The following is a 24,558-nucleotide window of genomic DNA, read 5'->3' on the forward strand; positions in this document are numbered from 1 at the left end:
CCCGTGGCATGGCGCGCATTATAGGGCGTTTTAGAATACCTGCAAGCGGTTATTTAAGAAAACTTGTGCTTTTGAGATCGTTCGCAGAAAAATTGGCCGAAAAGCGCTTTTTTAATACATTTACTGCATAATAACGCAGCATTGGAGGAGATTATGACGATACGAGCTTATAAAGGTATAACACCGAAACTGGCAGCAGGAGTGTATATAGATGAATCCAGCGTGCTGGTTGGCGATATTGAACTGGCGGAAGATGTCAGTATCTGGCCCTTAGTAGCCGCGCGCGGTGATGTGAACTATATCCGTATTGGTGCCCGCACCAATATACAGGATGGCTCGGTGCTGCATTTATCCCGGCCAAGCCGCGGCAAACCTGACGGCTCACCGCTCATTATCGGTGAGGATGTTACCGTAGGCCATAAAGTGATGTTGCACGGCTGCTCTCTTGGCAACCGCATCCTTGTGGGTATGGGCGCTATAGTGATGGACGACGTAGTAGTAGAAGATGAGGTAATTATCGGCGCCGGCAGTTTAGTGCCACCGGGCAAGCGCCTGCAAAGTGGCTATTTATATGTCGGTAGCCCGGTAAAACAGGCGCGGCCGTTAAATGCTGCTGAAAAAGCCTTTTTAGCGGAGTCAGCAGCGAACTATGTAATATTGAAGAACGAGTATCTGGCAAAAGCTTAAAGCCAGATCTCGCCTGCGGCACTGTATGCGTCGTCGGCTATCGCCTGTTCAGCGCGGTCTTCCCAATTAAAGGTGTCTGCTTTAACTTGCGGTAGAAATACCGCCGGCGTTTGCTCTGACGGCAATGCAATAAAACACCACACCTTTAAACCACTGACAAGACAGCTGAAGCTGACAGCCTGCCGGGTTGCATCAAAGGCAAAATCATTATTAAAGGTAAGTTGCTGGTTCATTGGCTCAGTTGCCGCTTAGTTGCTGTTTAAGTAAAGCTAACACTGGCGTGATATCCGGCCTCTTACCGCGCCAGATATAAAAGGCTTCGGCCGCCTGTGACAATAACATACCCAAGCCATCTGCTTGCTGCGGTACACCTTCAGCTTTTGCCCATTGCATAAACGGCGTGGGTTCAGCGCCGTATAGCATATCGTATACCAGCTGACAGTGCTGTAAATGCTGCGCGGCGATTAATGGTCGCTCACCGCTTAAGCCGGATGAGGTGGCATTAATCACCAACTGATAAGGTTGCGATGGTATATCGGCATAACCACAAGCCCTAACATGCTCACCGAAATTAGCCGCGATAGCTTGTGCTTTACTAACAGTGCGATTAGCCAGCACCAGCTGCTTAACACCGGCATCCAACAACGGTCCAATGGCACCGCGACTGGCACCGCCGGCACCGAGCAGCAATACAGTTATGCCATTAAGCGTAACGCCAAGCCGTGTCAGATCAGCCACCAGGCCAATACCGTCGGTATTATCGCCGCAGAGTTTACCTTCGCTATCTATATAAAGTGTATTCACAGCACCAGCTTGCTTTGCCCGCTGTGATAATACGCCAGCCAGTTGATACGCCTGCTCTTTAAACGGCACAGTGACATTACCGCCTTTACCGCCGGCGGCAACAAAGCCATACCAGCTGTCGGCAAAGCCATCAAGCGGTGCTAAAATGGCGTCGTATTGCAGTTGTTCGCCCAGTGCGGCAGCAAACTGTGCATGAATTAAGGGCGACTTTGAGTGGCCTATCGGATTACCGAATACAGCATAACGGTCCACAAGTGATGTCCATCAAGAAGTTAGTACAGATGATTTTTAATAAAACCACGGCAAATAGCAAGCCGCATCCTACACCGGAGCAAACGCCCTACGCCATGCTGGGCGGTGAAGACACAGTTCGTAAGCTGGCCAATCGCTTTTATGATGTGATGGAAACCGCACCGGAAGCGGCTGAACTGTACGCTATCCACCCACTGCCGCTGGATACAATCCGGCAGAAGTTTTTCCAGTTTTTATCCGGCTGGCTCGGCGGCCCACCGTTGTTTGAGCAGCAATACGGCCACCCCCGCCTGCGGGCGCGGCATTTACCTTTCCCGGTAGATGAAAAACTGCGTGATCAATGGATGTTTTGTATGGATACCGCGCTGAATGAAGTAGTAGAGAACAAATTGCTGCGTGATGGTATTCGCCAGTCGATTGGCCAACTGGCGAGCCATATGATTAATTGTTAAGCCTGAAGCTTTAACCAGTCCTGCGGTTTAAGATAGCGTTCATACAATAATGCTTCTGCACTGCCGGGCTCAGGCTGATAGCCATATTGCCAGCGCACCAACGGCGGCATTGACATTAAAATCGACTCGGTACGGCCGCCGCTTTGCAGGCCAAATAAGGTACCGCGGTCGTACACCAGATTAAATTCAACATAACGGCCCCGGCGGTACAACTGGAACTGCCGCTGATGCTCGCCATAGGGCGTATCTTTACGCCGCTTCACTATCGGCAAATACGCCGGAATAAAGGCCTCGCCGACAGCACGCATCAGCGCAAAGCTCTGCTCGAAGCCCGCCGCATTTAAGTCGTCAAAAAACAGCCCGCCAACACCCCGGGTTTCGTCGCGGTGCTTTAAATAGAAATACTCATCGCACCACTTTTTATAAGCCGGATAATAATCAGCACCAAAGGGCTCAACTGCTGCCTTAGCCGTTTGATGCCAATGCACAACATCGTCTTCAAACGGGTAATAAGGTGTTAAATCAAAACCGCCGCCAAACCACCACACCGGTGCTTCACCGGCTTTTTCGGCAATAAAAAACCGTACATTGGCATGCGTAGTAGGCAAATAAGGGTTATTCGGATGGATCACCAGCGACACGCCACAGGCATTAAAGCTGCGCCCTGCCAGCTCAGGCCTGTGTGCCGTAGCCGACGCAGGCATATTGGCACCAAACACATGCGAGTAATTTACCCCGGCCTGCTCAAATACCTTACCGCCGGTTAGCACGCGACTTTTACCGCCACCGCCTTCAGGCCGCTGCCAGGCATCTTCAACAAAGTGTGCGCTACCATCTGCCAGCTGCAGTGCAGTGCAGATATTGTCCTGCAATTGCTGTAAAAACTGTTGCACTGCGGCCAGATGATGCTGAGGTTGGCTGTTGGTCACCTTAACTCCTTACTATATTGCCACTTAAGGCATCACGAATTTGACTGGGTTGTGTGGCACCACCCAAGGGCCCCGGCATAATAGCAGACAACTTATCGCCCAAACTTTGCTGCAGCTCAGCTTTGTCGGTAATGGCCGGCTGGCCGGATAAATTAGCGCTGGTTGATACCAGCGGTTTGCCATAAGCGCTACACAGCTGCTGCACCACCGGATGAGCACTGACCCGCACGGCAATGCTGTCGAACTGACCGGTAAGCCACTTCGGCGCCGTTTTGCTGGCCGGCAACACCCAACTGATATGGCCGGGCCAGCTGGAAAATATCTGATAGCGCTTTTCCGGCGGTATGGCTTTGTCATCCACATAGCGCAGTAACTGCGAATAGTTAGCGGCAATTAAGATCAGCCCCTTCTCCACCGGCCGCTGTTTAATCGCCAGCAGCGCCATTACCGCCGCCTCGTTATCCGGGTCGCAACCTAAACCGTAAACGGCTTCAGTGGGGTAAGCGATAACGCCACCTTGTTGCAAGGCCTGTAAAACCAGCTGCTGTTCTGCCATTTGTTGCTACTACTCCGGATAATTAGACGAAAAACACAGTTAAAATTTTCTTCAGTTGCGCAACTGGCTATAATAGCGCCTTCACGCTTTTAGTTCATCACGTACAGAAGGAAACAACAATGCAAGTTGGCATCATCATGGGTTCAACCTCAGACTGGCCTACTATGAAGCACGCCGCTGATATGCTGGATAAGTTCGGTATTGCCTATGAAACCAAAGTTGTTTCCGCACATCGTACACCACAGTTACTGGCCGATTATGCCAGCAGCGCCGCAAGTCGCGGACTAAAAGTCATTATTGCCGGCGCCGGTGGCGCAGCGCATTTACCCGGCATGGCCGCGGCCTTTACCAGCCTGCCGGTATTGGGCGTGCCGGTGCAATCTAAAGCGCTTAAAGGTTTAGACTCTTTGCTGTCGATTGTGCAAATGCCAAAGGGCGTAGCAGTAGGCACCCTGGCCATTGGTGATGCCGGTGCCGCCAATGCCGGCTTGCTGGCAGCACAAATTCTGGCGACAAACAGCGCGGAGCTGATGACAAAAATTGATGCCTTTCGCCAGGCGCAAACCGATATGGTATTAAGCCAGCCCGATCCGTCACAGGTGCCGTTATGAAGGTATTAGTATTGGGCGCCGGCCAACTGGCGCGGATGATGGCACTGGCCGGTGCACCGCTGAATATCAGTATCAGCGCTTATGATGTCAACAGCGATGCCATAGTGCGCCCATTAACACAGCAGAATCTCGGTAAAGGCTTGGCCAATGCCATAGCTGATGCCGATGTGGTTACTGCCGAGTTTGAACATATTCCGCTGCCGGTACTGGCGCAGTGTCAGCAAAGCGGTAAGTTTTTCCCGGGTGAAACGGCCATTAAAGCCGGTGGCGATCGCCGGTTAGAGAAGCAGTTGCTGGACAGCGCCGGTGTGCGCTCTGCCAGTTATCACATTATTAATAACGAAACCGATTTTACAGCCGCGATCAGCAAGCTGGGCTTACCACTGGTATTTAAAAGCGCGCTGGCCGGTTATGACGGCAAAGGCCAGTGGCGGTTAAAGCAAGCTGAACAGGCTGCAGCATTGTGGCAGGATATCAGTGCTTTTCTGGCCGCCGATAGCAAACAAGCTATCGTAGCTGAGCAGTTTATTCCGTTCCAACGCGAAGTTTCACTGATTGGTGCCCGCAATAGCAAAGGTGAGGTGCAGGTGTATCCACTGACCGAAAACCACCATGTCAACGGTGTGCTTAGCGTGTCATTGGCAGTAGCCGGCAATAAACAGCTGCAACAACAAGCACAACAGATGTTTACTGCGGTGGCAAACCAGCTGAATTACGTTGGCGTATTGGCGATTGAGTTTTTTGATGTAAACGGTGAGCTGCTGGTCAATGAAATTGCGCCACGGGTACATAATTCCGGTCATTGGACCCAGCAAGGTGCCGATGTCTGCCAGTTTGAGCAACACTTGCGTGCCGTCTGCGGTTTGCCGCTTGGCAGTACTGCCCTGATTCGCCCAAGCTTAATGGTGAATATTCTTGGCGAAGACACTGTACCGGAGCAGATCCTGGCGCTGCCGGGCTTGCACCTGCACTGGTATGGTAAAAGCAAACGTGCCGGCCGTAAGATGGGCCATATTAATGTATCTGCAGCAGATAATGCTCAGTTGAAGCAGCGTTTTCAGCAATTGATCGCGCTATTGCCTGAGGCTGCTTTTCCTGAGTTAGCACAAATGGCAGCACGGTTAAACTGATAAGCTGGCCGGTAGCTTAAACTGCCGGCTGTTTTTCACCGCATTTTTTATCAGCGCAGTACGCGCTGGCTTTTTTCTCAATTAATAAACCGAAACCACAGCTGACGCAGCTGCCGGCAACAGGTTTGTCATTCAGCAAAAACTTGCATTTGGGGTAGTTGTCACAACCCCAGAACGCTTTGCCAAACTTATTTACCCGCTCTGTCAGCTGACCCTGTTTACACTTAGGGCAAGCCAGACGCTCAGCGTCCGGCTGCTCACTGTGCTCGTGCACGACAAAAGTACAGCGCGGATAATCGGTACAGCCGATAAACATGCCGTAACGGCCGTTCTTTACCGCCAGTGCATTACCGCATTGCGGACAGGCTTCGCTGTCCAACACTTTTACTATGCTGGTTTCATGTTGGTGCAAAGCTTTTATATAGTTGCAGGCCGGATAAGCGCTGCAACCAAGAAAAGGGCCGTTTTTACCTGATTTCATCGCCAGCGGTTGCTGGCATAACGGACATAACTGCTGCTGTTGCGGCAGGTCAAACAAGGCCGAATCGTCTGTCATAAAGGCTAAGGCCGCTTAATGCAGCGGCCCTTCCGGTTCATCAAAAATTAAATCTTCCATTTGGGCATAAGCATTTTCGTGGCCCGGTACATTAAACAGCACCATCAGCACCACCCATTTTAAATCTTCCAGGCTAATGCTGTTACTGTCCAGATCCATCACCCTGTCGATAACCATCTCACGGGTAACCGCATCCAGCACATTAATTTGCTCCAGAAACAACAAAAAGCCCTGACACTCCACATCCATTTTTGCCAGCTCCGCTGCGCAATAAATGCGGGTAGCATTGGAGATGCCTTTTGACAGGTATGGCTTAACATGACTTTCCTGCAGCGCAGACAGGTTGTCTAGCCATTTTAGCGCTTTGAAGATATCGTCGTCATGAAAACCCGCCCGGCTTAACTCTTTGGTCAGATCGGCATGATTAACGTAAATGTCAGATTCATTGTGGATATAGTTTTCGAACAGGTAAACGAGGATATCAAACATACTCAGGCACTCCTCACTCTTATGTAGCCACCGGGAACCGCTGCTACTTCACCAGCCAACTCCAGTTGTAACAGCGCTATAGTTGCATCAGCAATTACCAGTCCGGCACGCTGCGCAATCAAATCAACTGCGGTAACTTCATCTCCTACGTTAGCCAACAACTGACGGGCAAACAAGTCTGTTTCAGCACTTTTTTCCTGTTCAGGTGCACTTTTTAGACAACTTTTACCGAAAAAGCTCCATTCTTCTAATATATCGGCCACGCATGTCACCAGTTTAGCACCTTGTTGAATTAACGCATGGCAACCTGCCGACTGCGGGCTATACACTGAACCGGGCACCGCAAACACATCGCGGCTGTATTCCGCCGCCAGATTAGCACTGATCAGGGTGCCGCTTTTCAAGCCGGCTTCCACCACTATGGTGCCGATACTTAAACCAACAACAATGCGGTTACGCTGCGGAAACCACTCAGCCCGGGCCTGCACATCGGGAAAATATTCCGACACTAACGCGCCCTGCTCTGCTATTGCCTGTGCCAGCGCTTTGTTGGATAACGGATACACCTGCTCTAAACCATGACCCAGCACCGCTACAGTTAAGCCGCCGGCCTGCAAGGCGCCTTTATGGCTTTCACTGTCGATACCGCGCGCCATACCACTGGTAATAACATAGCCCTGCTGTGACAATTCTGCCGCGAAACTCTGCGCCACTTTACGCCCGGTGGGCGTCGGCGTGCGGCTGCCCACCATGGCCAGCTGTTGCTGCGCCAATACTTGCGGCTCGCCTTTGACAAACAACAATAGCGGCGGTTGTTTGGTTTGCTTTAACAATGCCGGGTAACGTGGGTCCTGGTAAGTAATAACGTGGTGAGTATCACTCTGCTCCAACCATTGCAGGGCGTGAGCAACTTTGGGCTTAGCCTCATGCGCCAGCAAATACGCCTGACGCTCGGTAAAGCCAACATTACGTAAGGTGCTGGCCGGTAACTTTACCAGCTCAGCTAACGGGATTTGCTCGCTCAGACGTTGGAACTTCAGGCCATCCTGGCCATGCACAGTAGCTAAAGCGAGCCAGTTGCGGATATCCTCCATGACAAACCGGCTCCATCTAAATTGGCTTACAGGTTGGCGATTAGATCCCCCACCCGGATTGGGCGCTGCGTTTTGGTAACAATAGCAAAGCTGGTTTGTTCAGACACTTTAAACACCATTAACTCACCGACTTTTTCGCGTGGCAAGGCAATGGTACTATCACCGAAGTTCTTAAACATTTTTTGCAGTTTATTCGCATCTTCAACATAGACCGGGCCATCCTTACCATCGATAACAACCGGCGAATTACGGTAAATACCCAGCATATGGCCGGCTTTTAAATCCTGCACAGTACCACGGTTTAACACCACTATATCCCACTTGGAAAATTCACGCAGGTTTGACGTGGTGTCAATAATAGTACCGGCAACATCAAAATCCGGTTTAGTCATAACAAAGAACGCCGGTAACGCCTGGCCTTCCAGCGCCGGCATTAAACGATCACCCTGTTTAATTTCACGCTTTACGCTAAGAACATTTAATGAGGACGCTTCCGTGGGCGTATCTTCCGTAGCATCGCGGCCGGTGCGAAAAGCTCGCGCCGTAGCGATTAAATTAGTTTCATAGCCGAGCAAGTTACCGGTTTCGCTATCAATATAAGGCTTACCTTTACGGTACACACCATAAGAGGCGCCGGCATCCAGTACACCTTTGGCATAAATAATATGATCACCAACCGAGTGTTTTACATTGGCATTGGAGCCCAGCACATACGGCAAAGCATTAATTTGCTCTTCGCTCAGCGCTTGCTCAAAGGTTAAATAATGCCGAATCATGCTCAGCGGCAAGGTGCTTATTGCATCACCGCCTTTCATCGTTTTACGAATGCCGGGTGATAACCGTTTCACATTATCGTTGACCATCAGCCGTGGCCGGCCTTGAGCATCAAACACCAGGGTAAGAGTGTCGCCGGGGAAAATAAGGTGCGGGTTATCAATTTGCGGGTTCATTTGCCACAACTGCGGCCACAGCCAGGGTTCATTCAGATAGAGTGCCGAAATGTCCCACAAGGTGTCGCCCTTTTTCACTACATAGCTGGCTGGCGCATCGTCGCGGATTTTAAGTACATCCGCCAACACGGTAAACCAGCCACTGATAACTATCAGAGTGACCACAATTGCAAATTTTTTCAGCATGCCAGCATCCTTCAGCTCGATCTTGTTGTAATTATTGCACACTAAGCTGTTAATACAGCGGATTAATGGCTAAAATTAAAACATACCACAACCTTTGAAACAACGCATATTTTTGTAGGTGTTATGGCCGTTTTACATGTTTTACATTTTCCGGACGAAAGACTTCGCACTATCGCCAAACCCGTTGCAACAGTTAACGCTGAAATTCAGCAATTAGTGGCAGATATGCTTGATACCATGTACGACGAAAACGGTATCGGCTTAGCGGCTACTCAGGTTAACGTGCATCAACGTGTGGTGGTGATCGACGTCTCCGAAGATCGCAACGAACCTATGGTGTTTATCAACCCGGAAATTATTGCCCGCAGCGGCGAAACCAGCTACGAAGAAGGCTGTTTATCGGTACCGCAAAACTACGCCACGGTAGAACGTGCAGCAGAAGTTACGGTAAAAGCTCAGGATAAAAACGGCAATTGGTTTGAATTAAAAGCCGATGGCTTGTTAGCGATCTGCCTGCAGCACGAGCTGGACCATTTAGTCGGCAAATTGTTTATTGATTATCTGTCGCCGTTAAAGCGTGAACGCATCCGGAAAAAACTGGAAAAAGAAGCCAAAATGGCACAGCGCCACGCGCTTTAAACAGGATATACCGTGACCACTCCTTTACGTATTATTTTTGCCGGCACGCCGGATTTCGCGGCGCGCCATTTGCAAGCCTTGTTAGAAGCTGAACACCAGGTAGTAGCGGTGTATACCCAACCTGACCGCCCTGCCGGCCGCGGTCAGCAGCTGCAACCCAGCGCAGTAAAACAGCTGGCGCTTGCACACAACATAGCGGTGTATCAGCCTAAATCACTGAAAAAAGCCCCCGCACAACAAGAGCTGGCTGCATTAAACGCTGACTTAATGGTAGTGGTAGCTTATGGTTTAATTTTGCCACAAACGGTACTGGATACTCCCCGCCTGGGCTGCATTAACGTACATGGTTCTTTACTGCCACGCTGGCGTGGCGCAGCGCCGATTCAACGCGCTATTTGGGCCGGCGACGCCCAAACCGGTGTGACCATTATGCAAATGGATGCCGGGCTTGATACCGGTGCCATGTTAAGCACAGCGAGCTGCAACATAGACGACACTGATACCAGTGCCTCGTTGTACGACAAGCTGGCCATACTGGGACCCAAAGCCCTGCTGGCGGCGCTGAGCGATTTGCCGGCCTTGCAGCAACAGGCACAAGTTCAGGACGACAGCAAAGCCAGTTACGCCGAAAAACTGCACAAAGATGAAGCCCTGCTCGACTTTAACAAAACCGCCGCCGCATTGCAGCGCGAGATCCGCGCCTTTAATCCATGGCCGGTAAGCTACATTACGCTGCCGCAGGGCAGTGTCAAAATATGGCAAGCCCACGTAGAACACGTTGCCAGCGACAAGGCACCGGGTACCCTGCTAACGGCGACGAAGCAAGGCATCCGCATTGCCTGCAGTGAAGGCGTGCTGGCGATTACGCAACTGCAACCGCCCGGCAAAAAAGCCATGTCGGCCGCAGACTTTTTAAATGGCCGTGCTGACTGGCTGGTACCCGGCAGCGTCATTGGCCGCGCCATATGAGCCGTAATGTTCGCGTATTAGCCGCACGTTGTAGTTTTGACGTTATAGACCAGGGTATGTCGTTGTCTGAAGCGCTACCCAAAGCGCAAATGCTGCTGGATAACGCGCCGGATAAAGCCCTGCTGCAGGAGATCTGCTTTGGCGTAATGCGCTACCTGCCGCAACTTGAAGCAGTATGCAGCCAGCTGATGACTAAACCGCTGATCAAACAATTGCGGCCATTACAGTTTTTGCTCTATGTCGGCATTTATCAGCTGAAGTTTATGCGGATACCGGATCACGCCGCTATCAGCGAAACAGTGGAAGCGGCGCGCGAACTGAAAGGCCATTCGCTGACAAAGCTGATTAATGCAGTGCTGCGCAATGTACAGCGCCAGCCACAACTGTTTGATTTTTCTACCGCGCCGGCGGCAGTGCAGTATAACCATCCGGGCTGGCTGATTAACCAGCTGCAGCAAGCTTACCCCCGGCAATGGCAGGCGTTGCTTGAAGCCAACCAACAAAAAGCACCGCTATGGCTGCGGGTCAATATCAGCAAGATTAACCCGACAGATTACGCCGCCGCCCTCACCCGCGCCGGTATTGATTACAGCAGGCCGCTGGCCGGCTTACCGGCTGCCATTAAGCTGGCTCAGGCACAAGAGGTTACCAGCTTGCCGGGCTATAGCGAAGGCTGGTTTTCCGTGCAGGATGCGGCGGCTCAGCACGCGGCTACGCTGCTCGATGTTAACGACGGCCAACGGATATTGGATGCTTGCTGTGCACCGGGTGGTAAAACCTGCCATCTACTGGAACTGGCGCCACAGGCGGAGCTGACTGCTCTGGATAAAGAACCCAAGCGTTTACTGCGGGTGCATGACAATCTGGCGCGGCTGGGTCTTACTGCCACGGTTATCGCCGCCGACGCTGCCGAGCCACAGCAATGGTGGCAAGGCCAGCTGTTCGACCGTATTTTGCTCGATGTGCCCTGCTCGGCCACCGGCGTGATCCGCCGCCATCCGGATATCCGCTGGCTACGCAAAAAGGCAGACATAGATGTGCTGGTGGCGCTGCAACAACGCATTTTGCAACAATGCTGGGCTTTGCTGGCGCCCGGTGGCAAGCTGCTTTATGCTACCTGCAGTGTACTGCCGGCAGAAAACAATTTGCAGATAGCGCAGTTTTTACAGCAGCAGAATGATGCCAGCTTGGTTAAGCTGCCGCAACAAGGAGCTGAGCAGCCATTTGGCTGGCAAATTTTACCCGGCGAGCAGGATATGGATGGTTTTTTCTATGCTCTGTTAAGCAAATCGGCAACCAGCAGCGAGACACAATGAAGATTATTATCTTAGGTGCAGGTCAGGTAGGCGCCACCCTGGCAGAAAACCTGGTGGGTGAGCAAAATGATATTACCGTAGTCGATATCAACGCCGATAAGTTACGGGCGCTGCAAGACAGATACGATTTACAGGTTGTGCATGGCCACAGCTCGCACCCGGATATTTTAAAAAAAGCCGGTGCTGAAGATGCTGACATGATAGTGGCGGTAACCAACAGCGACGAAGTAAATATCGTCGCCTGTCAGGTGGCCTACAGCATGTTTAATACTCCGGTTAAAATTGCCCGTATCCGCACCAATCAATACCTGAAATACCGCGACCAACTGTTCCACAAAGATGATATGCCGGTCGACCATTTTATCGCGCCCGAGGCGTTGGTAACCAACTATATCCGCCGCTTAATTGACTACCCGGGCGCGTTACAGGTGGTGGAATTTGCCGGCGGTAAAGTCAGCCTGGTAGCGGTAAAAGCCTATTACGGCGGCTTATTGGTTGGCCACGCCTTATCGGCGTTAAAAGAACATATGCCGAATATCGAAACCCGGGTGGCAGCAATTTACCGCCGCGGCACGGCGATAAAGCCACTGGGCACCACTATTATTGAAGCCGACGATGAAGTGTTTTTTGTTGCCGCCACCAAGCATATCCGCGCGGTAATGAGCGAACTGCAAAAACTGGAGCGCAGCTACCGCCGCATTATGATTGCCGGTGGCGGTAATGTTGGCTTTGGTCTGGCGCGGGCGCTGGAGAAAACCCACAGCGTAAAATTGATTGAACGCGGTAAAGAACGGGCCGAATTTTTGTCCAGCGCACTGGACAATACCGTGGTATATGTCGGCGATGCCTCAGACCCGGAGTTGTTGGAAGAAGAGAACATTGAACAGGTAGATGTGTTTATTGCCGTTACCAACGACGATGAGGCCAATATTATGTCGGCCATGCTGGCAAAGCGGATGGGCGCGCAAAAAACCATGGTGCTGATTAAACGCGGCGCCTATGTTGATTTGCTGCAAGGTGGCGAGGTGGATATTGCCGTATCTCCGCAGCAGGCGACTATTTCTGCGCTGCTAACCCATATCCGCCGCGGCGATATTGTTAATGTGTACTCACTGCGCCGCGGCGCCGCCGAAGCCATAGAAGCAATAGCACACGGCGACAGCAATACCAGCAAAGTGGTGGGTAAAACCATCGGTAATATCAAATTACCGCCAGGCACTACCATTGGTGCCATAGTGCGTGGTGATGAAGTATTAATCGCACATGACAGCACGGCAATAGAAACCGACGATCATATTATTCTATTTATGGTCGATAAAAAGCATATCGTTGAAGTGGAAAAACTGTTCCAGGTCAGCGCAATTTTTATCTAGTCTTTCCAGAAGGCCGGGGTAAACAATACCAGCAGAGTAAACACCTCTAACCGGCCGAATACCATGGCGATAATCAGTATCCACTTCGCCGTGTCCGGAATACTGCCAAAGTTAGCAGCTACTTCGCCCAAGCCAGGGCCCAGGTTATTTAAACAAGCGGCGGTGGCGGTAAAAGCAGTAATGTTATCCAGCCCGGTCAGTAACAACAGTAGCATTGTCACCACAAACACCAGCGCATATGCAGCAAAAAAGCCCCATACCGCCTCAACAATGCGATCCGGTACCGCGCGACGCCCCAGCTTAATGGCGTAGACTGCACGCGGGTGGATCAAGCGGTTTAACTCACGCGAGCCTTGCAAAAACAGCAGCACTACCCGCACCACCTTTAAGCCCCCGCCGGTAGAGCCGGCACAACCACCGATAAAGCTGGAGAAGATCAGTAAAATAGGTAGAAACAACGGCCAGGCGGCAAAGCCGTCGGTAGCAAAACCAGCGGTAGTAGAAATAGACACCGCCTGAAACGCGGCGTGGTTTAGCGCATCCGCGCTGTTGCTATAGACGTTGGTGTGCAATAGCACGGCAAAGCAGATAAAGATCAGCGCCGCCTGAATCACTAAAAAAGCTTTAAACTCAGGGTCACGAAAGTATGTGCTGACGCTTTTGCCACGGATAGCGGCAAAATGCAGTGGAAAATTCACCGCACTCAGTAGCAGAAAAATCACGCAGATACTGTTAATCAACGGGCTTTGGAAATGGCCGATACTGGCATCATAGGTAGAAAAACCGCCTATCGCCACGGTAGAAAAGGCATGGCAAATGGCATCAAACCAACTCATGCCGGCCAGATAAAACGCCAGCATGCAGCTTAGCGTTAACGCCAGATAGATATACCACAGGTGTTTGGCGGTATCGGCAATGCGCGGCGTCATCTTGTTATCTTTTACCGGGCCCGGTGTTTCGGCACGGTACAGCTGCATACCGCCTACGCCCAGCATCGGCAGTATGGCTACCGCCAATACGATAATACCCATACCGCCTAGCCACTGTAACTGCTGGCGGTAATACAAAATGGCTTTGGGTAGAAACTCTATACCGGTTAGTACAGTGGCGCCGGTAGTGGTAAGGCCGGAGAAGGCTTCAAACATGGCACCGGCGAGGTTTAAATGCGGGTTGCCGGCCAGCATAAACGGAATTGCCCCTACCGCGCCCAACACTATCCAAAACAGCACTACGATTAAAAAGCCGTCGCGTACTTTCAGCTCGGCTTTATAACGCCGGTTCGGGTACCAGATAAAAAAGCCGATCACCAGGCTGAGCACAAAAGACAGCATAAAAGGTACGCCGGCACCGTCCTTGTACCAGTAAGCCACAAAGGCCGGAGGTACCATGCTGATACTGAAGATGGCGATCAGCAGGCCCAAAATCCGGATTATCGAGCGGTATTGCATACCTTAGCGGCGTCCTTACGACTTAACCCAGTTGCAGATCACGGGTCATATTTTCGTTGCGATCCTGATGCACTATCACATCATCTTCAATGCGAATACCGCCGTAGCGACGGAAGGCATCCACTTTTTGCCAGTTAATATACTTATCAAACTCAGTGGCCGCTAAATCGGCCAGCAGGCTGTCGATAAAATACAACCCGGGTTCAATGGTAAACACCATATTGGCTTCAATAGTACGGGTACAACGCAAGTATGGATGGCTGTCCGGTGGCGACACATGGGTACCACGCTCATCGGCCATAAAACCGCCGACATCATGTACCTGCAGGCCTAAATGATGGCCCAGACCGTGCGGGAAGAAGGTGCGGCTGATCTGGCTCTCTACTATAGCCTCTGCCGAGAGTTTAACAAAATCAAACTGTTGCAAAATTTCCGCGATAAGCTGATGACACTGAATATGCAACTCGCCGTATTTCAATCCGGGTTTTAAGCCATCTACCAGCTTAAGTTCGGCCTCGTTTACCGCACTGATTAAGCTGGCAAATTCGTCCTGCGGGTTAAAGCTGTAAGTACGGGTAATATCGGCGGCATAGCCGTGGAACTCCGCACCGGCATCAATTAAAAACGAATGATGCTGCTGTGGCAGCTGACGCTCCAGCGCAGTGTAATGCAAAATGGCGCAGTGCTGGTTTAACGCCACTATATTGCCATACGGCACTTCGTTTTCACTTTGCTTTACGGCCGCTAAATAGGCCAACTGAATATCAAACTCGCTGCCGCCGGCATAAAACGCCGCTTTGGCGGCATTGTGACCGGCCACGGCCATGCGATTGGCAATACGCAGGCAAGCCTGCTCGTATGGCGTTTTATAAGCACGGTAAAAGTGAATAAAATTCAGCACCGGCTCGGGGTTAATCTCGCTAAAGCCTAAGGCGCGGGCTACCTCAAGGTATTCACCCAAATAGGCCAGCCGCGCTTTATCATACGGCAGCAGGGTTTCTACTTTATTGGCTTTATCCAGCAGCTGAATATCAAAATGCTCTGCCCAGAAATCTTGCGGTTCGTCCGGCACTTTATGCCAGAAATCTTTTGGCCGGTAAAAAATCAGTTTAGGTTTGTTTACACCATCAACAATCAGCCAGCAATGCGGGTTATCCACTACCGGTAGCCAGGCTTTAAACAACGGGTTGGCTTTAAACGGGTAATCCATATCGTCGAGAAACTTGCGCTGAGTTTGGCCGGAGTGGATCACCAACGCATGCAAATTCTCACGCTCCAGCAAGCGGCGGGTGCGTTGCTGTAATTCTGCAATATGGGCCTGATACAGGCTTTGATAAGAAGCTGTCATAAGTGTCTGACCTGTTGGCTGAAAAATATGCGGGGCATCATAACATTAATCCACCACGACCCCAATCTGCATTGTGGTCAGTGGTTTGAATACATCGGTAGGTGTATTTAAGCGGATATTGTAAATCTGATAATAGGCCATGACCGCCTTTACATAGTCGCGTGTTTCGCGATACGGAATGGTTTCTACCCAAACATCAGCCGGCACGGCATAGTCTTTCGGGATCCACTGTTTTACCCGGCTATAGCCGGCATTATAAGACGCCGTAGCCACCAGCAAATTACCGTCGTTGCGTTTCATCAGATAGTTAAGATAATCGGTACCGTAATCTATATTAATCACCGGGTTGTACAGTTGGGTCAGTTGCACCGGTTTTTTCGCCAGTTCACGCGCGGTGGCCGGCATCAGTTGCATTAAGCCGCGCGCGCCCACAGGTGAGGCGGCATCGGCCATAAAGGAACTTTCGCGCCGCGCTATTGCCATCGCCCAGCCCGATTCAATATCGGCTTTGGCGGATGATTGGGTAATTTCATCCTGATACGCCAGCGGAAAGCGCAGTTCAATATCATCCCAGTAGCCAACATCGGCCAGCGAGAATATTGCCCGCTCATACCACTGCAGTTGATGCGCCAGCTTGGCCGACACCAGCTTTTGCTGTTCATCCGAGCTGTCCTGCAAATGGTTCCATTCGCGCCGCGCCTCTGTTAAGCGCCCCAGCGCCAACCATTCCTGCGCCCGCTTCACCGCAGGGTGCAACTGCAAGCCAGCCAGTTCCTGCTCACTTACCGTAACCGGCGCATGCGCCAGGCTGGGCGGCAAGCCCAAATGCGCCGCGGCCATAAAGCCGTAAAAATGCCGTTGCAGCGCCAGCCGTTGTAACAGCGGTTGCGCCAGCTCAGCTTGACCCTGCTGCTGATAAGAGCGCGCCAACCAATACTGCCAACTGCTGTCTTTTGCCACCTCTGCCGGCAAGGCTTCTATAACTTGCTGCACCTTTGGCCAATCTAACTGCGCCAGCGCATGGCTTACCTGCCAATGTGCCAGGGTGCTGTCGATCAATTCTGCCGGTAATGCGGCCAGCCACTCAGCGGCACGGTCGTCGCCCTTACTGGCGAGGGCAATAGCAAATTGCCGTTGTACATCCAGCCGCTGGCCGGCGCTGAAATAGGGATCATTGGCAAAACGCTGCCATAGCCGCAGCGCCTGATCCGGGTTGCGCCAAATAAGCCGTTTCATGCCGTATGCTGCTATGTCACGCTCCTGCACCAGCTTAAGCGGAAAAAACTTTGCCGCACTAATCACTGCCGGATTACGCCGGGTTTTTAAGTACATATCGGCCAGATACTGCTGCGCCGCCGGTAATTGCGTTTTCAAATAGGGGATCAGGCTGGTATCACCGCCTTCCACAGCCAGGGTTAACCTTTGCCACACCCGCTCCGGCGTTTGCTGACCGGCTTTGCGCCATTCAGCAAACAGCGGGTCACAAGCTTTGGGCTGCGATTTCCCCACCAGCCACAGCTGCGCTACTTGCGGCCAAAGCGCGTTCACCTGCTCGTCCGGCAGCGCTAACTGATAGCGCAGTGCCAAACACTCCAGCTCAGCATCACTTGAGCCCGGGTAATTGGCTAAAAACAGCTGCGCTTGTTGCCGCTTTGCCAAATGCAGCAACCACGGCTTACGCAGCGGCCAGTCCATGGGTGTACCGCGGTGGCGCTGCAGAAATTCGGCAATGCGCTCATCAGCGGTTAGAAACTGCTGCAAGCGGCGCTGCTCCAGATAAGGCTGCAGCGGGTAGTCAGCAAACTTCTGCAGCAACTTCTGCGCTTGCTGATAACTGACACTGCCAATCTGGCGCTCGGCTTGCAAAAACTCATTACGTAACGCTGCCTCAGAAGACACTGACGCGGCCGATAGCGGCGCCAGGAGCAGGTTAGTCAGCACAAAAATCATCCGTTTCACGACGATAACCCCGACAAAAATTCTAAACTGAAAGAAATAACACCTATAGTTAGTGCTCATGCCGTGGCACAATTCAAACACGTGTTTAAATAACGGTTGAATTTTTTTACTAACCACGACACACTGAGCGCGACAACCTCATCGTACCAGTTGCGAAGAACCCTAATATACGCGACCAAGGAGCACCGTTATGATCTACCAGAGTGACAACATTACTGTTGCCTACCTCAAGCCTGGTATCGCCCGCTTTGCTTTTAATGCCAAGGGCTCAGTTAACAAATTTGATCAGCAGACGCTTACTGATTGTAAGACAGCTTTAGACCTGCTGCACGCCGATAAGTCATTACAGGGCGTTATATTTTGCAGCGATAAAGATGCCTTTATCGTTGGCGCCGACATTACCGAATTTTTAAGCACCTTTTTACGGCCGGAAACAGAGCTTATTCCGTGGATCAAACAAGCCTCTGACATTTTTGATCTGGCAGAAGACTTACCGGTTCCGACCATAGTAGCACTAAAAGGTTTCGCGCTGGGCGGCGGATGTGAGTGGTCACTTACTGCCGACTACCGCGTAGCCGACACCAGTACCCGCATTGGCTTGCCGGAAGTAAAGCTGGGCTTAATGCCGGGCTTTGGCGGTACCGTGCGCCTGCCGCGTATTATCGGTGCCGACAATGCGATGGAATGGATCACTACCGGTAAAGACCATAGTGCAGACCAAGCACAAAAGTTTGGTTTAATTGATGCGGTGGTAGCACCGGAGAAACTGGAAGCAGCCGCGCTGAGTATGCTGGAAGATGCCATTGCCGGCAAACTGGATTGGCGTAAAAAGCGTGCCGTAAAGTTACAGCCACTGAAACTGAACAAAACCGAAGCCACCATGAGCTTCAGCACCGCCAAAGGCATGGTATTTGCCAACGCCGGCAAGCACTACCCGGCACCGATGTTAGCGGTTACTACCATTGAAGCGGCCGCCACATTGGATCGCGCCGGCGCTATGGCGCTGGAAAATGCCGGCTTTGCCAAGCTGGCGAAAACCGATGCCGCTACGGCGCAAATCGGCCTGTTCTTAAATGACCAGCTGATTAAAGGCAAAGCAAAAAAAGCTGCTAAAACCGCCACTAAAGCAGTAAATAAGGCCGCAGTACTGGGCGCCGGCATTATGGGCGGCGGTATTGCCTACCAGTCGGCGTTAAAAGGCGTACCGGTAGTCATGAAAGACATTGCCGATAAAGCGTTAGAACTGGGTATGGGTGAAGCCACTAAGTTGCTGGGCAAACAGGTAGAGCGCAAAAAGCTGGATGCCATCGGTATGGCTAAAGTAATAGCATCTATTACCCCTACGCTGAGCAACGAGAATGTTAAAGGCGTCGATATCGTGGTGGAAGCCGTGGTAGAGAACCCGAAAATTAAAGGTGCGGTGTTAAAAGAAGTGGAGGCCTTGCTGGCCGACGACGCTATTCTAACCTCGAATACCTCAACCATCTCTATTGATTCACTGGCGGCAAACTTAAGCCGGCCGCAAAACTTCTGTGGCATGCACTTCTTTAACCCGGTACACCGTATGCCACTGGTAGAGGTTATCCGCGGTAAAGACACCAGCGAAGAAACCGTCGCCGCCGTAGTGGCTTACGCTGCCAAAATGGGTAAGTCCCCTATCGTTGTTAATGACTGTCCGGGCTTCTTTGTTAACCGCGTACTGTTCCCCTACTTTGCCGGTTTCAGCAAACTGGTATTAGACGGTGCCGATTTTGCCCAGGTAGATAAGGTAATGGAAAAGCAGTTCGGCTGGCCGATGGGCCCGGCGTACTTGTTGGATGTAGTAGGTTTAGACACCGCTTACCACTGCACAGACGTTATGGCAGCGGGCTTCCCTACACGGATGGCCAAGCTGGATAACGACCCGGTAGCCGCCATGTATAAAGCCGATCGCTACGGCCAGAAAAACGGCGTGGGTTTTTATGCCTACAGCAAAGATGCCAAAGGCAAGCCGAAAAAAGATATCGACCCGGCCGCGCTGAGCTTACTGGCAGGCATTGCCGCTGATAAGCAGGAATTCAGCAGCGAAGACATTATTGCCCGCGTCATGGTGCCAATGATTAATGAAACCATTCGCTGTCTGGAAGAAGGTATTGTCGCCAGCGCCGCTGAAGCCGACATGGGCCTGATTTACGGCCTGGGCTTCCCGCCGTTCCGCGGTGGCCCGTTGCGTTATGCCGATACCATAGGTTTAAGCAACTTTGTCGCCCTGGCCGATAAATACGCCCATTTAGGCGAGATTTATCAGGTAACAGACAAAACCCGCGCTATGGCCGAAGCCGGCCAGCGTTTCTTCCCGGTTTAAGCGCAGGAGCAAAATAATGAAAAACGCAGTTATTGTAGATTGCATTCGCACCCCGATGGGCCGCAGCAAAGCCGGTATGTACCGCAACGTGCGCGCCGAGCAACTGTCTGCCCATGTCATGGCCTCGCTGGTTGAGCGCAACCCGGCATTAGACCCGGCTGATATCGACGACATTATCTGGGGTTGTGTACAACAAACCTTAGAGCAAGGCTTTAACGTGGCCCGTAACGCTGCCCTGTTAGCCGGCATTCCGCACTCAGTGCCGGCCGTTACCGTTAACCGTTTATGCGGCTCGTCGATGCAGGCCCTGCACGATGCGGTGCGCGCCATTCAAACCGGCATGGGTGAAGTGTATTTAATCGGCGGTGTGGAGCATATGGGCCATGTGCCTATGAACCACGGCGTCGATTTTCACCCCGGTTTATCCACTTCTGTAGCCAAAGCCGCCGGTATGATGGGCTTAACCGCAGAATTGCTGGGCAAAATGCACGGTATCAGCCGCCAGCAGCAGGACGAATTCGGCGCCCGCTCACACCGTTTAGCTCAGGAAGCCAGCCTGCAGGGCCGGTTTAAAAACGAAATTATCCCCACAGAAGGCCACGACGCCGACGGCGTGTTAAAGCTGATGGATTACGACGAAGTGATCCGGCCGGAAACCACAGTAGAAGCACTGGGCCAATTACGCCCGGTATTCGACCCGGCTAACGGTACAGTAACGGCTGGTACCTCTTCGGCGTTATCAGACGGAGCATCCGGCATGCTGGTAATGAGCGAAGACAAAGCCAAAGCGCTGGGCCTGCCAATCCGCGCCTACGTGCGTGGTATGGGCGTGGCCGGTTGCGACCCGTCGATCATGGGTTACGGCCCGGTACCGGCATCGAAAAAGGCGCTGAAAATGGCCGGCATTACTATTGCCGACATCGATTATGCCGAGCTGAACGAAGCTTTTGCGGCTCAAGCCCTGCCGGTAATGAAAGACTTAGGCTTACTGGAAGTAAAAGATCAGAAAGTAAATCTGAACGGCGGCGCTATTGCACTTGGCCACCCGCTGGGTTGCTCCGGTTCACGTATCAGCACCACGCTGATTAACGTCATGGAAGATAAAGGCGGTAAGTTTGGCCTGGCGACCATGTGTATCGGCTTAGGCCAGGGTATTGCGACTGTTTTTGAACGCCCCTAGTTTGAGCAGCCATAAGCTGGCAGCAATAAACACAATCGCATAGAATAAGGGCCGTTTTTACGGCCCTTATTTATTGGCAAACAGAGCAGGCGCAAATCCCGCTGGCGAAGCCACAGACAGCCTTGAATTTTACCGGAGTACAGATGGAAGATATTTTCAGCAGCGCAAATCACACCCTGGATGCCTTGGGCATGCGCTGTCCAGAGCCGGTAATGATGATACGACTGCAAATTCGCAAAATGCAGGTGGGTGAAACCTTACTGATTATCGCCGACGACCCGGCCACCACCCGCGATATCCCGGCATTCTGCCGCTTTATGGACCATGAGTTGGTAGCAAGTGAATCAACAGATTTACCATTTCGCTATTTAGTTAGAAAATGTACTTAATGACATAGCATCTTTTGCCAAGTGAATCAGAATTGTGGATAAAAAACTTAAAGAAAGAATTATTGTTGACCACATTTATGGTGATCTGCCTTTATTGGAGCTTATTGATTCTGAGAGTCCAGACTTTCTGGCCAAATTTTCTGACCAATTTATATTCGGCGTAGAAGTTACCGAGCTTCATGCCACAGATACGCATTCTAAGATTCAGAACGACAATCAATACCATGACGGTTTAATAGATGGCTCAAGAAAAGTGTGTAGAGCTGACAAATCTATCGCTGAAGTTCTTAAAGCAGATTTGATGCTTCCAAATGGACAAACACAAAAAAATACCCGAGTGTTGATCCTTGAGGGGCTCTCCTTCATCCAAGCTGCTACCAAGCTTGGTGAAAGCATCCGAAAAAAAATTATCAAAACAGAAGCTTACAAAAAGCAGTGCCAACTCATTGATTTAGTAGTTTACGACGAGCATTCTCTGTTTCAACTAAATACCGTAGAGGACATGCAACACTATTTATATGACTATATTGATAACGACATGCTGCATCAATCAAGTTTAAGGGAGGTTTATTTCATAACCGATATACTTTCAATCGGTAAGATTGCTCTCCCTCTCAGATTGAACCACTTTCTTGGTGATACATTGTCTTTGCTCCATCTGGCGCAAAATGAGCTAATAACTGGTGATAAATTATCTATATGGAAGGTAGTTTTAGCTGCTTTACATGTTATTGGACATAGAAAAATTTACTTCGGATATCGTACAGATTTTATGACTATTCAGTTTGGAGCTTGGGAAATAAGCCTTAGCCATGGAAACGTCAACATTACTGAGCTTGCCACTCAACCGACCAGATTTAAACTTAGCAACGAAGCGCAAAAAACATATGAAAGCTTGGACGAAAATTTTCTAGAAACTCTAAAGTTGATTATAAATAAAAGGTCGCAAGTTGTTCGTTACTTACCAACTTATAAAACTTTAACGATCTAAAACCTCGAATCATTCTCACAAGGTATCCCGTCTCGATCACCATCCATTTTGGTATCAGGGCAGTTGCGGATAAAAAACTCCGCCTCGGCGCGTGACGTCATCTGGCTACAGTGTTGGCGGCCGTCACAGCGAAACTGTGATGTAAGGGCCACGGCGCGAGCTTTATTGATTGGCACTGTGTAATCGGGTAGCACTTGCGGCACGCTTTCAACGCTGGGTTCAACAGTGCTTTGTTTCTGATAGTAGTTCCAGGCACCAAAAGCGACCAGAGCAATAAGTATTAGCTTCTTCAACGGTGGGCTTCCCTGTTATTCAATCCTTTGCCGCTCTCAGGCGGCTATCAGATTCTAACTTAGTGGATAAAACAGGGAACGGCAATGGTTTTGTTCACGCTTGCCATTCTTATACACAAATGTACTTTTGCACATTATTCCAGCAGGTTTATACTTAGCTCAGTTTTTGCAGTTAGAACCGGGGCGCGTAGTGAGCAGATTATCCATAGAAGTGACACCTGAGCAGCATCAACTGCTGAAAGCCATGGCCGCGTTACAGGGTAAAAGCATAAAGGACTTTATTCTGGACAAAATACTGCCACAAGAGGTGGCTGAACAGGCCCAAAGCTACTCTGCGCAGCAGTTGGAAACCCTATTGCAGCAGCGACTGCAGAGCGTACGGCGTGGCGACTATTCTGAACAAAGCGTTACTGATATTTTTGAGCAAGCTATAGCGGCACATGAAAAACGCTAAACAGCGTTATCGCTTAACCTCTGAAGCAGCACAGGATTTGCTAAACATTGCAGTGCTACATCAGAAAATGGATTCCCGCCAGGTAATTACAAATAGACAGACATAGTTATTCGCAGAGCCGGAATACAATATTGTTTTGAGCTGTAGCCGTTATCATCAGCCAATATATGTCAGCTTTATTTACAACCACATAGTCCACACAAACAATACTCGATATATATCAACAAGTTAACTTTAGGCATGTATATTGCTGGCTTGCCGCGCTCTGTCAGAGCAATGCCGTATGTGCAGTAATCAGTAAAGAGTTAATATAATGAAAATAAAAGTAATATCTGCCTTGTTGCTTGCTTTAAGCAGCTTTAGTTCCGCCGCCGCACTGATCAACACTGAATTACCCGATAACGCTTACATCACCATCAATGGTTATGATGTTGCATGGATCTCACCATGGAGCCAACATAACACTCCTGGTGGCATTGATTTCAGCTTTCAATCTTTGTTTGGCTGGGCGCCAATGACATTAGATATTTATAACAACATTGGTGGCCTGACCGGCTATAACTTCGCCTTTGCCGGCGCCAACGTAGACTATGTTAGCGGCAATAACCTGGATGAAGCTTCCGGTGCCCGTTTGGCTTATGTACAGCCCGGCACAGCACCGCAGTTTGATGTCGCTGTTGCCACACCATGGTTTACTAACCATACGTGGATAGATTGGTCACAAGGCACTGACGGCCAATGGAGCCTGGCCAATTTTGACTTTCACGGCTGCACTAACAGCTGTAATGAGTCTCTGGCCTTTCGTGTCAGCCAAACTGCTATAGCACAAGTGCCGGAGCCGGCTACGCTGGCAATATTGGGCTTGGGTCTGATTGGTATCGCCGCCCGCCGTCGCCGTAGCTAACAGCAACGGTTAGACGCAGCAATTAAGCCGGCAAGATGCCGGCTTAATTGTTTTATTTATTCTTAAGATACGCCACTCTTTGTCGTTTCTGTTTAATGTCCCGGTTGCCCGCTTAACTCCGCCAGTGCCAGCTCCAGTCGTTTTAGTTCGCGCAGTGTTGCGCTGCGGTTCGTTTCCAGCCAAATCCACAAAGTACCAGTAAATCCAGTTGTGCCTGTTGCATCCGCCGCCCGTATTATTATTGCTTGCCGGTAA

26 protein-coding genes are annotated in these 24,558 nt (G+C 50.9%); 14 read left to right on the forward strand and 12 right to left on the reverse strand.

All coding sequences use genetic code 11. The features are described from left to right. Positions 1-153 precede the first annotated feature (153 nt). Entirely contained in the window at positions 154-687 is a 534-nt protein-coding gene (locus ACTZWV_RS16835) for a gamma carbonic anhydrase family protein (protein ID WP_444787655.1), read from the forward strand. Here the strand turns inward: ACTZWV_RS16835 and ACTZWV_RS16840 are convergent. Together ACTZWV_RS16840 and aroE are read right to left on the reverse strand one after the other, a co-directional pair. Then, a complete protein-coding gene (locus tag ACTZWV_RS16840; protein ID WP_444787656.1) occupies positions 684-920 on the reverse strand; it encodes a DUF1488 family protein in 237 nt (78 codons plus the stop codon). The two genes, ACTZWV_RS16835 and ACTZWV_RS16840, sit on opposite strands and share 4 nt — an antisense overlap. A gap of 4 nt (positions 921-924) precedes the next feature. Continuing rightward, positions 925-1,743 (reverse strand): shikimate dehydrogenase, encoded by an 819-nt coding sequence (gene aroE, locus ACTZWV_RS16845; RefSeq protein WP_444787657.1) that lies wholly within the window; start codon positions 1,741-1,743, stop codon positions 925-927. A 29-nt stretch (positions 1,744-1,772) separates the two neighbouring features. Between aroE and ACTZWV_RS16850 the strand changes: the two genes are divergently transcribed. Next, positions 1,773-2,195 carry a group II truncated hemoglobin gene (locus tag ACTZWV_RS16850; RefSeq protein ID WP_444787658.1) on the forward strand — a complete coding sequence of 141 codons (423 nt, stop codon included), beginning with the start codon at positions 1,773-1,775 and terminating at the stop codon, positions 2,193-2,195. On the opposite strand, the gene hemF is transcribed toward ACTZWV_RS16850, so the two are convergent. Both hemF and ACTZWV_RS16860 read right to left on the reverse strand, forming a co-directional pair. Then, complete coding sequence (gene hemF, locus ACTZWV_RS16855) at positions 2,192-3,124, reverse strand: oxygen-dependent coproporphyrinogen oxidase (RefSeq protein ID WP_444787659.1); 933 nt, start codon at positions 3,122-3,124, stop codon at positions 2,192-2,194. The two genes, ACTZWV_RS16850 and hemF, sit on opposite strands and share 4 nt — an antisense overlap. A gap of 1 nt (position 3,125) precedes the next feature. Next, complete coding sequence (locus ACTZWV_RS16860) at positions 3,126-3,680, reverse strand: L-threonylcarbamoyladenylate synthase (protein WP_444787660.1); 555 nt, start codon at positions 3,678-3,680, stop codon at positions 3,126-3,128. Positions 3,681-3,799: 119 nt separating this feature from the next. On the opposite strand from ACTZWV_RS16860, the gene purE reads away from it, so the two are divergent. Continuing rightward, positions 3,800-4,291: a 5-(carboxyamino)imidazole ribonucleotide mutase gene (purE, locus tag ACTZWV_RS16865; protein ID WP_068237204.1), complete on the forward strand. Its 492-nt coding sequence runs from the start codon at positions 3,800-3,802 to the stop codon at positions 4,289-4,291. Continuing rightward, complete coding sequence (locus ACTZWV_RS16870; RefSeq protein ID WP_444787661.1) at positions 4,288-5,421, forward strand: 5-(carboxyamino)imidazole ribonucleotide synthase; 1,134 nt, start codon at positions 4,288-4,290, stop codon at positions 5,419-5,421. The genes purE and ACTZWV_RS16870 overlap by 4 nt, the downstream gene beginning before the upstream one ends. Positions 5,422-5,437: 16 nt before the next feature. On the opposite strand, the gene ACTZWV_RS16875 is transcribed toward ACTZWV_RS16870, so the two are convergent. The 4 genes from ACTZWV_RS16875 to ACTZWV_RS16890 are packed head-to-tail and all read right to left on the reverse strand — an operon-like array spanning position 5,438 to position 8,696. Further along, positions 5,438-5,977 carry a topoisomerase DNA-binding C4 zinc finger domain-containing protein gene (locus ACTZWV_RS16875; protein ID WP_444787662.1) on the reverse strand — a complete coding sequence of 180 codons (540 nt, stop codon included), beginning with the start codon at positions 5,975-5,977 and terminating at the stop codon, positions 5,438-5,440. Between the two features lie 15 nt (positions 5,978-5,992). Further along, complete coding sequence (locus ACTZWV_RS16880; protein ID WP_173502609.1) at positions 5,993-6,466, reverse strand: DUF494 family protein; 474 nt, start codon at positions 6,464-6,466, stop codon at positions 5,993-5,995. 2 nt (positions 6,467-6,468) lie between these two features. Further along, positions 6,469-7,560 (reverse strand): DNA-processing protein DprA, encoded by a 1,092-nt coding sequence (gene dprA, locus ACTZWV_RS16885; protein WP_444787663.1) that lies wholly within the window; start codon positions 7,558-7,560, stop codon positions 6,469-6,471. A gap of 26 nt (positions 7,561-7,586) precedes the next feature. Next, positions 7,587-8,696, reverse strand: a complete 1,110-nt coding sequence (locus ACTZWV_RS16890) for a LysM peptidoglycan-binding domain-containing protein (RefSeq protein ID WP_444787664.1) — start codon at positions 8,694-8,696, stop codon at positions 7,587-7,589. A gap of 123 nt (positions 8,697-8,819) precedes the next feature. Between ACTZWV_RS16890 and def the strand changes: the two genes are divergently transcribed. From def to trkA, 4 genes are read left to right on the forward strand one after another with little or no spacing between them, the layout of a single operon-like run. Continuing rightward, positions 8,820-9,335, forward strand: coding sequence for a peptide deformylase (def, locus tag ACTZWV_RS16895; RefSeq protein ID WP_305557511.1), 516 nt, complete (start codon positions 8,820-8,822; stop codon positions 9,333-9,335). Between the two features lie 12 nt (positions 9,336-9,347). Then, entirely contained in the window at positions 9,348-10,304 is a 957-nt protein-coding gene (gene fmt, locus ACTZWV_RS16900) for a methionyl-tRNA formyltransferase (protein WP_444787665.1), read from the forward strand. Next, positions 10,301-11,620, forward strand: coding sequence for a 16S rRNA (cytosine(967)-C(5))-methyltransferase RsmB (rsmB, locus tag ACTZWV_RS16905; protein ID WP_444787666.1), 1,320 nt, complete (start codon positions 10,301-10,303; stop codon positions 11,618-11,620). Before fmt ends, rsmB begins: the two co-directional genes overlap by 4 nt. Further along, entirely contained in the window at positions 11,617-12,993 is a 1,377-nt protein-coding gene (gene trkA, locus ACTZWV_RS16910; protein WP_305557502.1) for a Trk system potassium transporter TrkA, read from the forward strand. The genes rsmB and trkA overlap by 4 nt, the downstream gene beginning before the upstream one ends. Here trkA and ACTZWV_RS16915 read toward each other — a convergent pair. Genes ACTZWV_RS16915 through ACTZWV_RS16925 form a run of 3 tightly spaced genes read right to left on the reverse strand, consistent with a single transcriptional unit; the run spans position 12,990 to position 17,739 of the window. Further along, on the reverse strand, positions 12,990-14,441 hold the full coding sequence (locus tag ACTZWV_RS16915; RefSeq protein WP_444787667.1) for a TrkH family potassium uptake protein: 1,452 nt from the start codon (positions 14,439-14,441) through the stop codon (positions 12,990-12,992). The genes trkA and ACTZWV_RS16915 overlap by 4 nt on opposite strands. A 22-nt stretch (positions 14,442-14,463) precedes the next feature. Beyond that, positions 14,464-15,789 carry a Xaa-Pro dipeptidase gene (gene pepQ / locus ACTZWV_RS16920; RefSeq protein WP_444787668.1) on the reverse strand — a complete coding sequence of 442 codons (1,326 nt, stop codon included), beginning with the start codon at positions 15,787-15,789 and terminating at the stop codon, positions 14,464-14,466. Between the two features lie 45 nt (positions 15,790-15,834). Next, positions 15,835-17,739 carry a transglycosylase SLT domain-containing protein gene (locus tag ACTZWV_RS16925; protein ID WP_444787823.1) on the reverse strand — a complete coding sequence of 635 codons (1,905 nt, stop codon included), beginning with the start codon at positions 17,737-17,739 and terminating at the stop codon, positions 15,835-15,837. A gap of 199 nt (positions 17,740-17,938) precedes the next feature. On the opposite strand from ACTZWV_RS16925, the gene fadB reads away from it, so the two are divergent. From fadB to ACTZWV_RS16945, 4 genes are all read left to right on the forward strand, one after another. Further along, the gene (gene fadB, locus ACTZWV_RS16930; RefSeq protein ID WP_444787669.1) at positions 17,939-20,092 is read left to right on the forward strand and encodes a fatty acid oxidation complex subunit alpha FadB; all 2,154 of its coding nucleotides are present in this window, start codon (positions 17,939-17,941) and stop codon (positions 20,090-20,092) included. A 16-nt stretch (positions 20,093-20,108) separates the two neighbouring features. Continuing rightward, positions 20,109-21,272 (forward strand): acetyl-CoA C-acyltransferase FadA, encoded by a 1,164-nt coding sequence (gene fadA / locus ACTZWV_RS16935; protein ID WP_444787670.1) that lies wholly within the window; start codon positions 20,109-20,111, stop codon positions 21,270-21,272. Positions 21,273-21,415: 143 nt separating this feature from the next. Then, positions 21,416-21,661 carry a sulfurtransferase TusA gene (tusA, locus tag ACTZWV_RS16940; RefSeq protein ID WP_444787671.1) on the forward strand — a complete coding sequence of 82 codons (246 nt, stop codon included), beginning with the start codon at positions 21,416-21,418 and terminating at the stop codon, positions 21,659-21,661. Positions 21,662-21,695: 34 nt separating this feature from the next. Beyond that, positions 21,696-22,652 (forward strand): hypothetical protein, encoded by a 957-nt coding sequence (locus tag ACTZWV_RS16945; RefSeq protein WP_444787672.1) that lies wholly within the window; start codon positions 21,696-21,698, stop codon positions 22,650-22,652. On the opposite strand, the gene ACTZWV_RS16950 is transcribed toward ACTZWV_RS16945, so the two are convergent. Next, positions 22,649-22,855: an excalibur calcium-binding domain-containing protein gene (locus ACTZWV_RS16950; RefSeq protein WP_444787824.1), complete on the reverse strand. Its 207-nt coding sequence runs from the start codon at positions 22,853-22,855 to the stop codon at positions 22,649-22,651. The two genes, ACTZWV_RS16945 and ACTZWV_RS16950, sit on opposite strands and share 4 nt — an antisense overlap. 280 nt (positions 22,856-23,135) lie before the next feature. On the opposite strand from ACTZWV_RS16950, the gene ACTZWV_RS16955 reads away from it, so the two are divergent. Continuing rightward, positions 23,136-23,399, forward strand: coding sequence for a type II toxin -antitoxin system TacA 1-like antitoxin (locus ACTZWV_RS16955; protein WP_444787673.1), 264 nt, complete (start codon positions 23,136-23,138; stop codon positions 23,397-23,399). Between the two features lie 313 nt (positions 23,400-23,712). Next, entirely contained in the window at positions 23,713-24,303 is a 591-nt protein-coding gene (locus tag ACTZWV_RS16960) for a PEP-CTERM sorting domain-containing protein (RefSeq protein WP_444787674.1), read from the forward strand. The last annotated feature ends 255 nt before the right edge of the window (positions 24,304-24,558 follow it).

Origin of the sequence: Rheinheimera sp. NSM, from assembly GCF_052380015.1 — a bacterium.
Classification (GTDB): domain Bacteria; phylum Pseudomonadota; class Gammaproteobacteria; order Enterobacterales; family Alteromonadaceae; genus Alishewanella.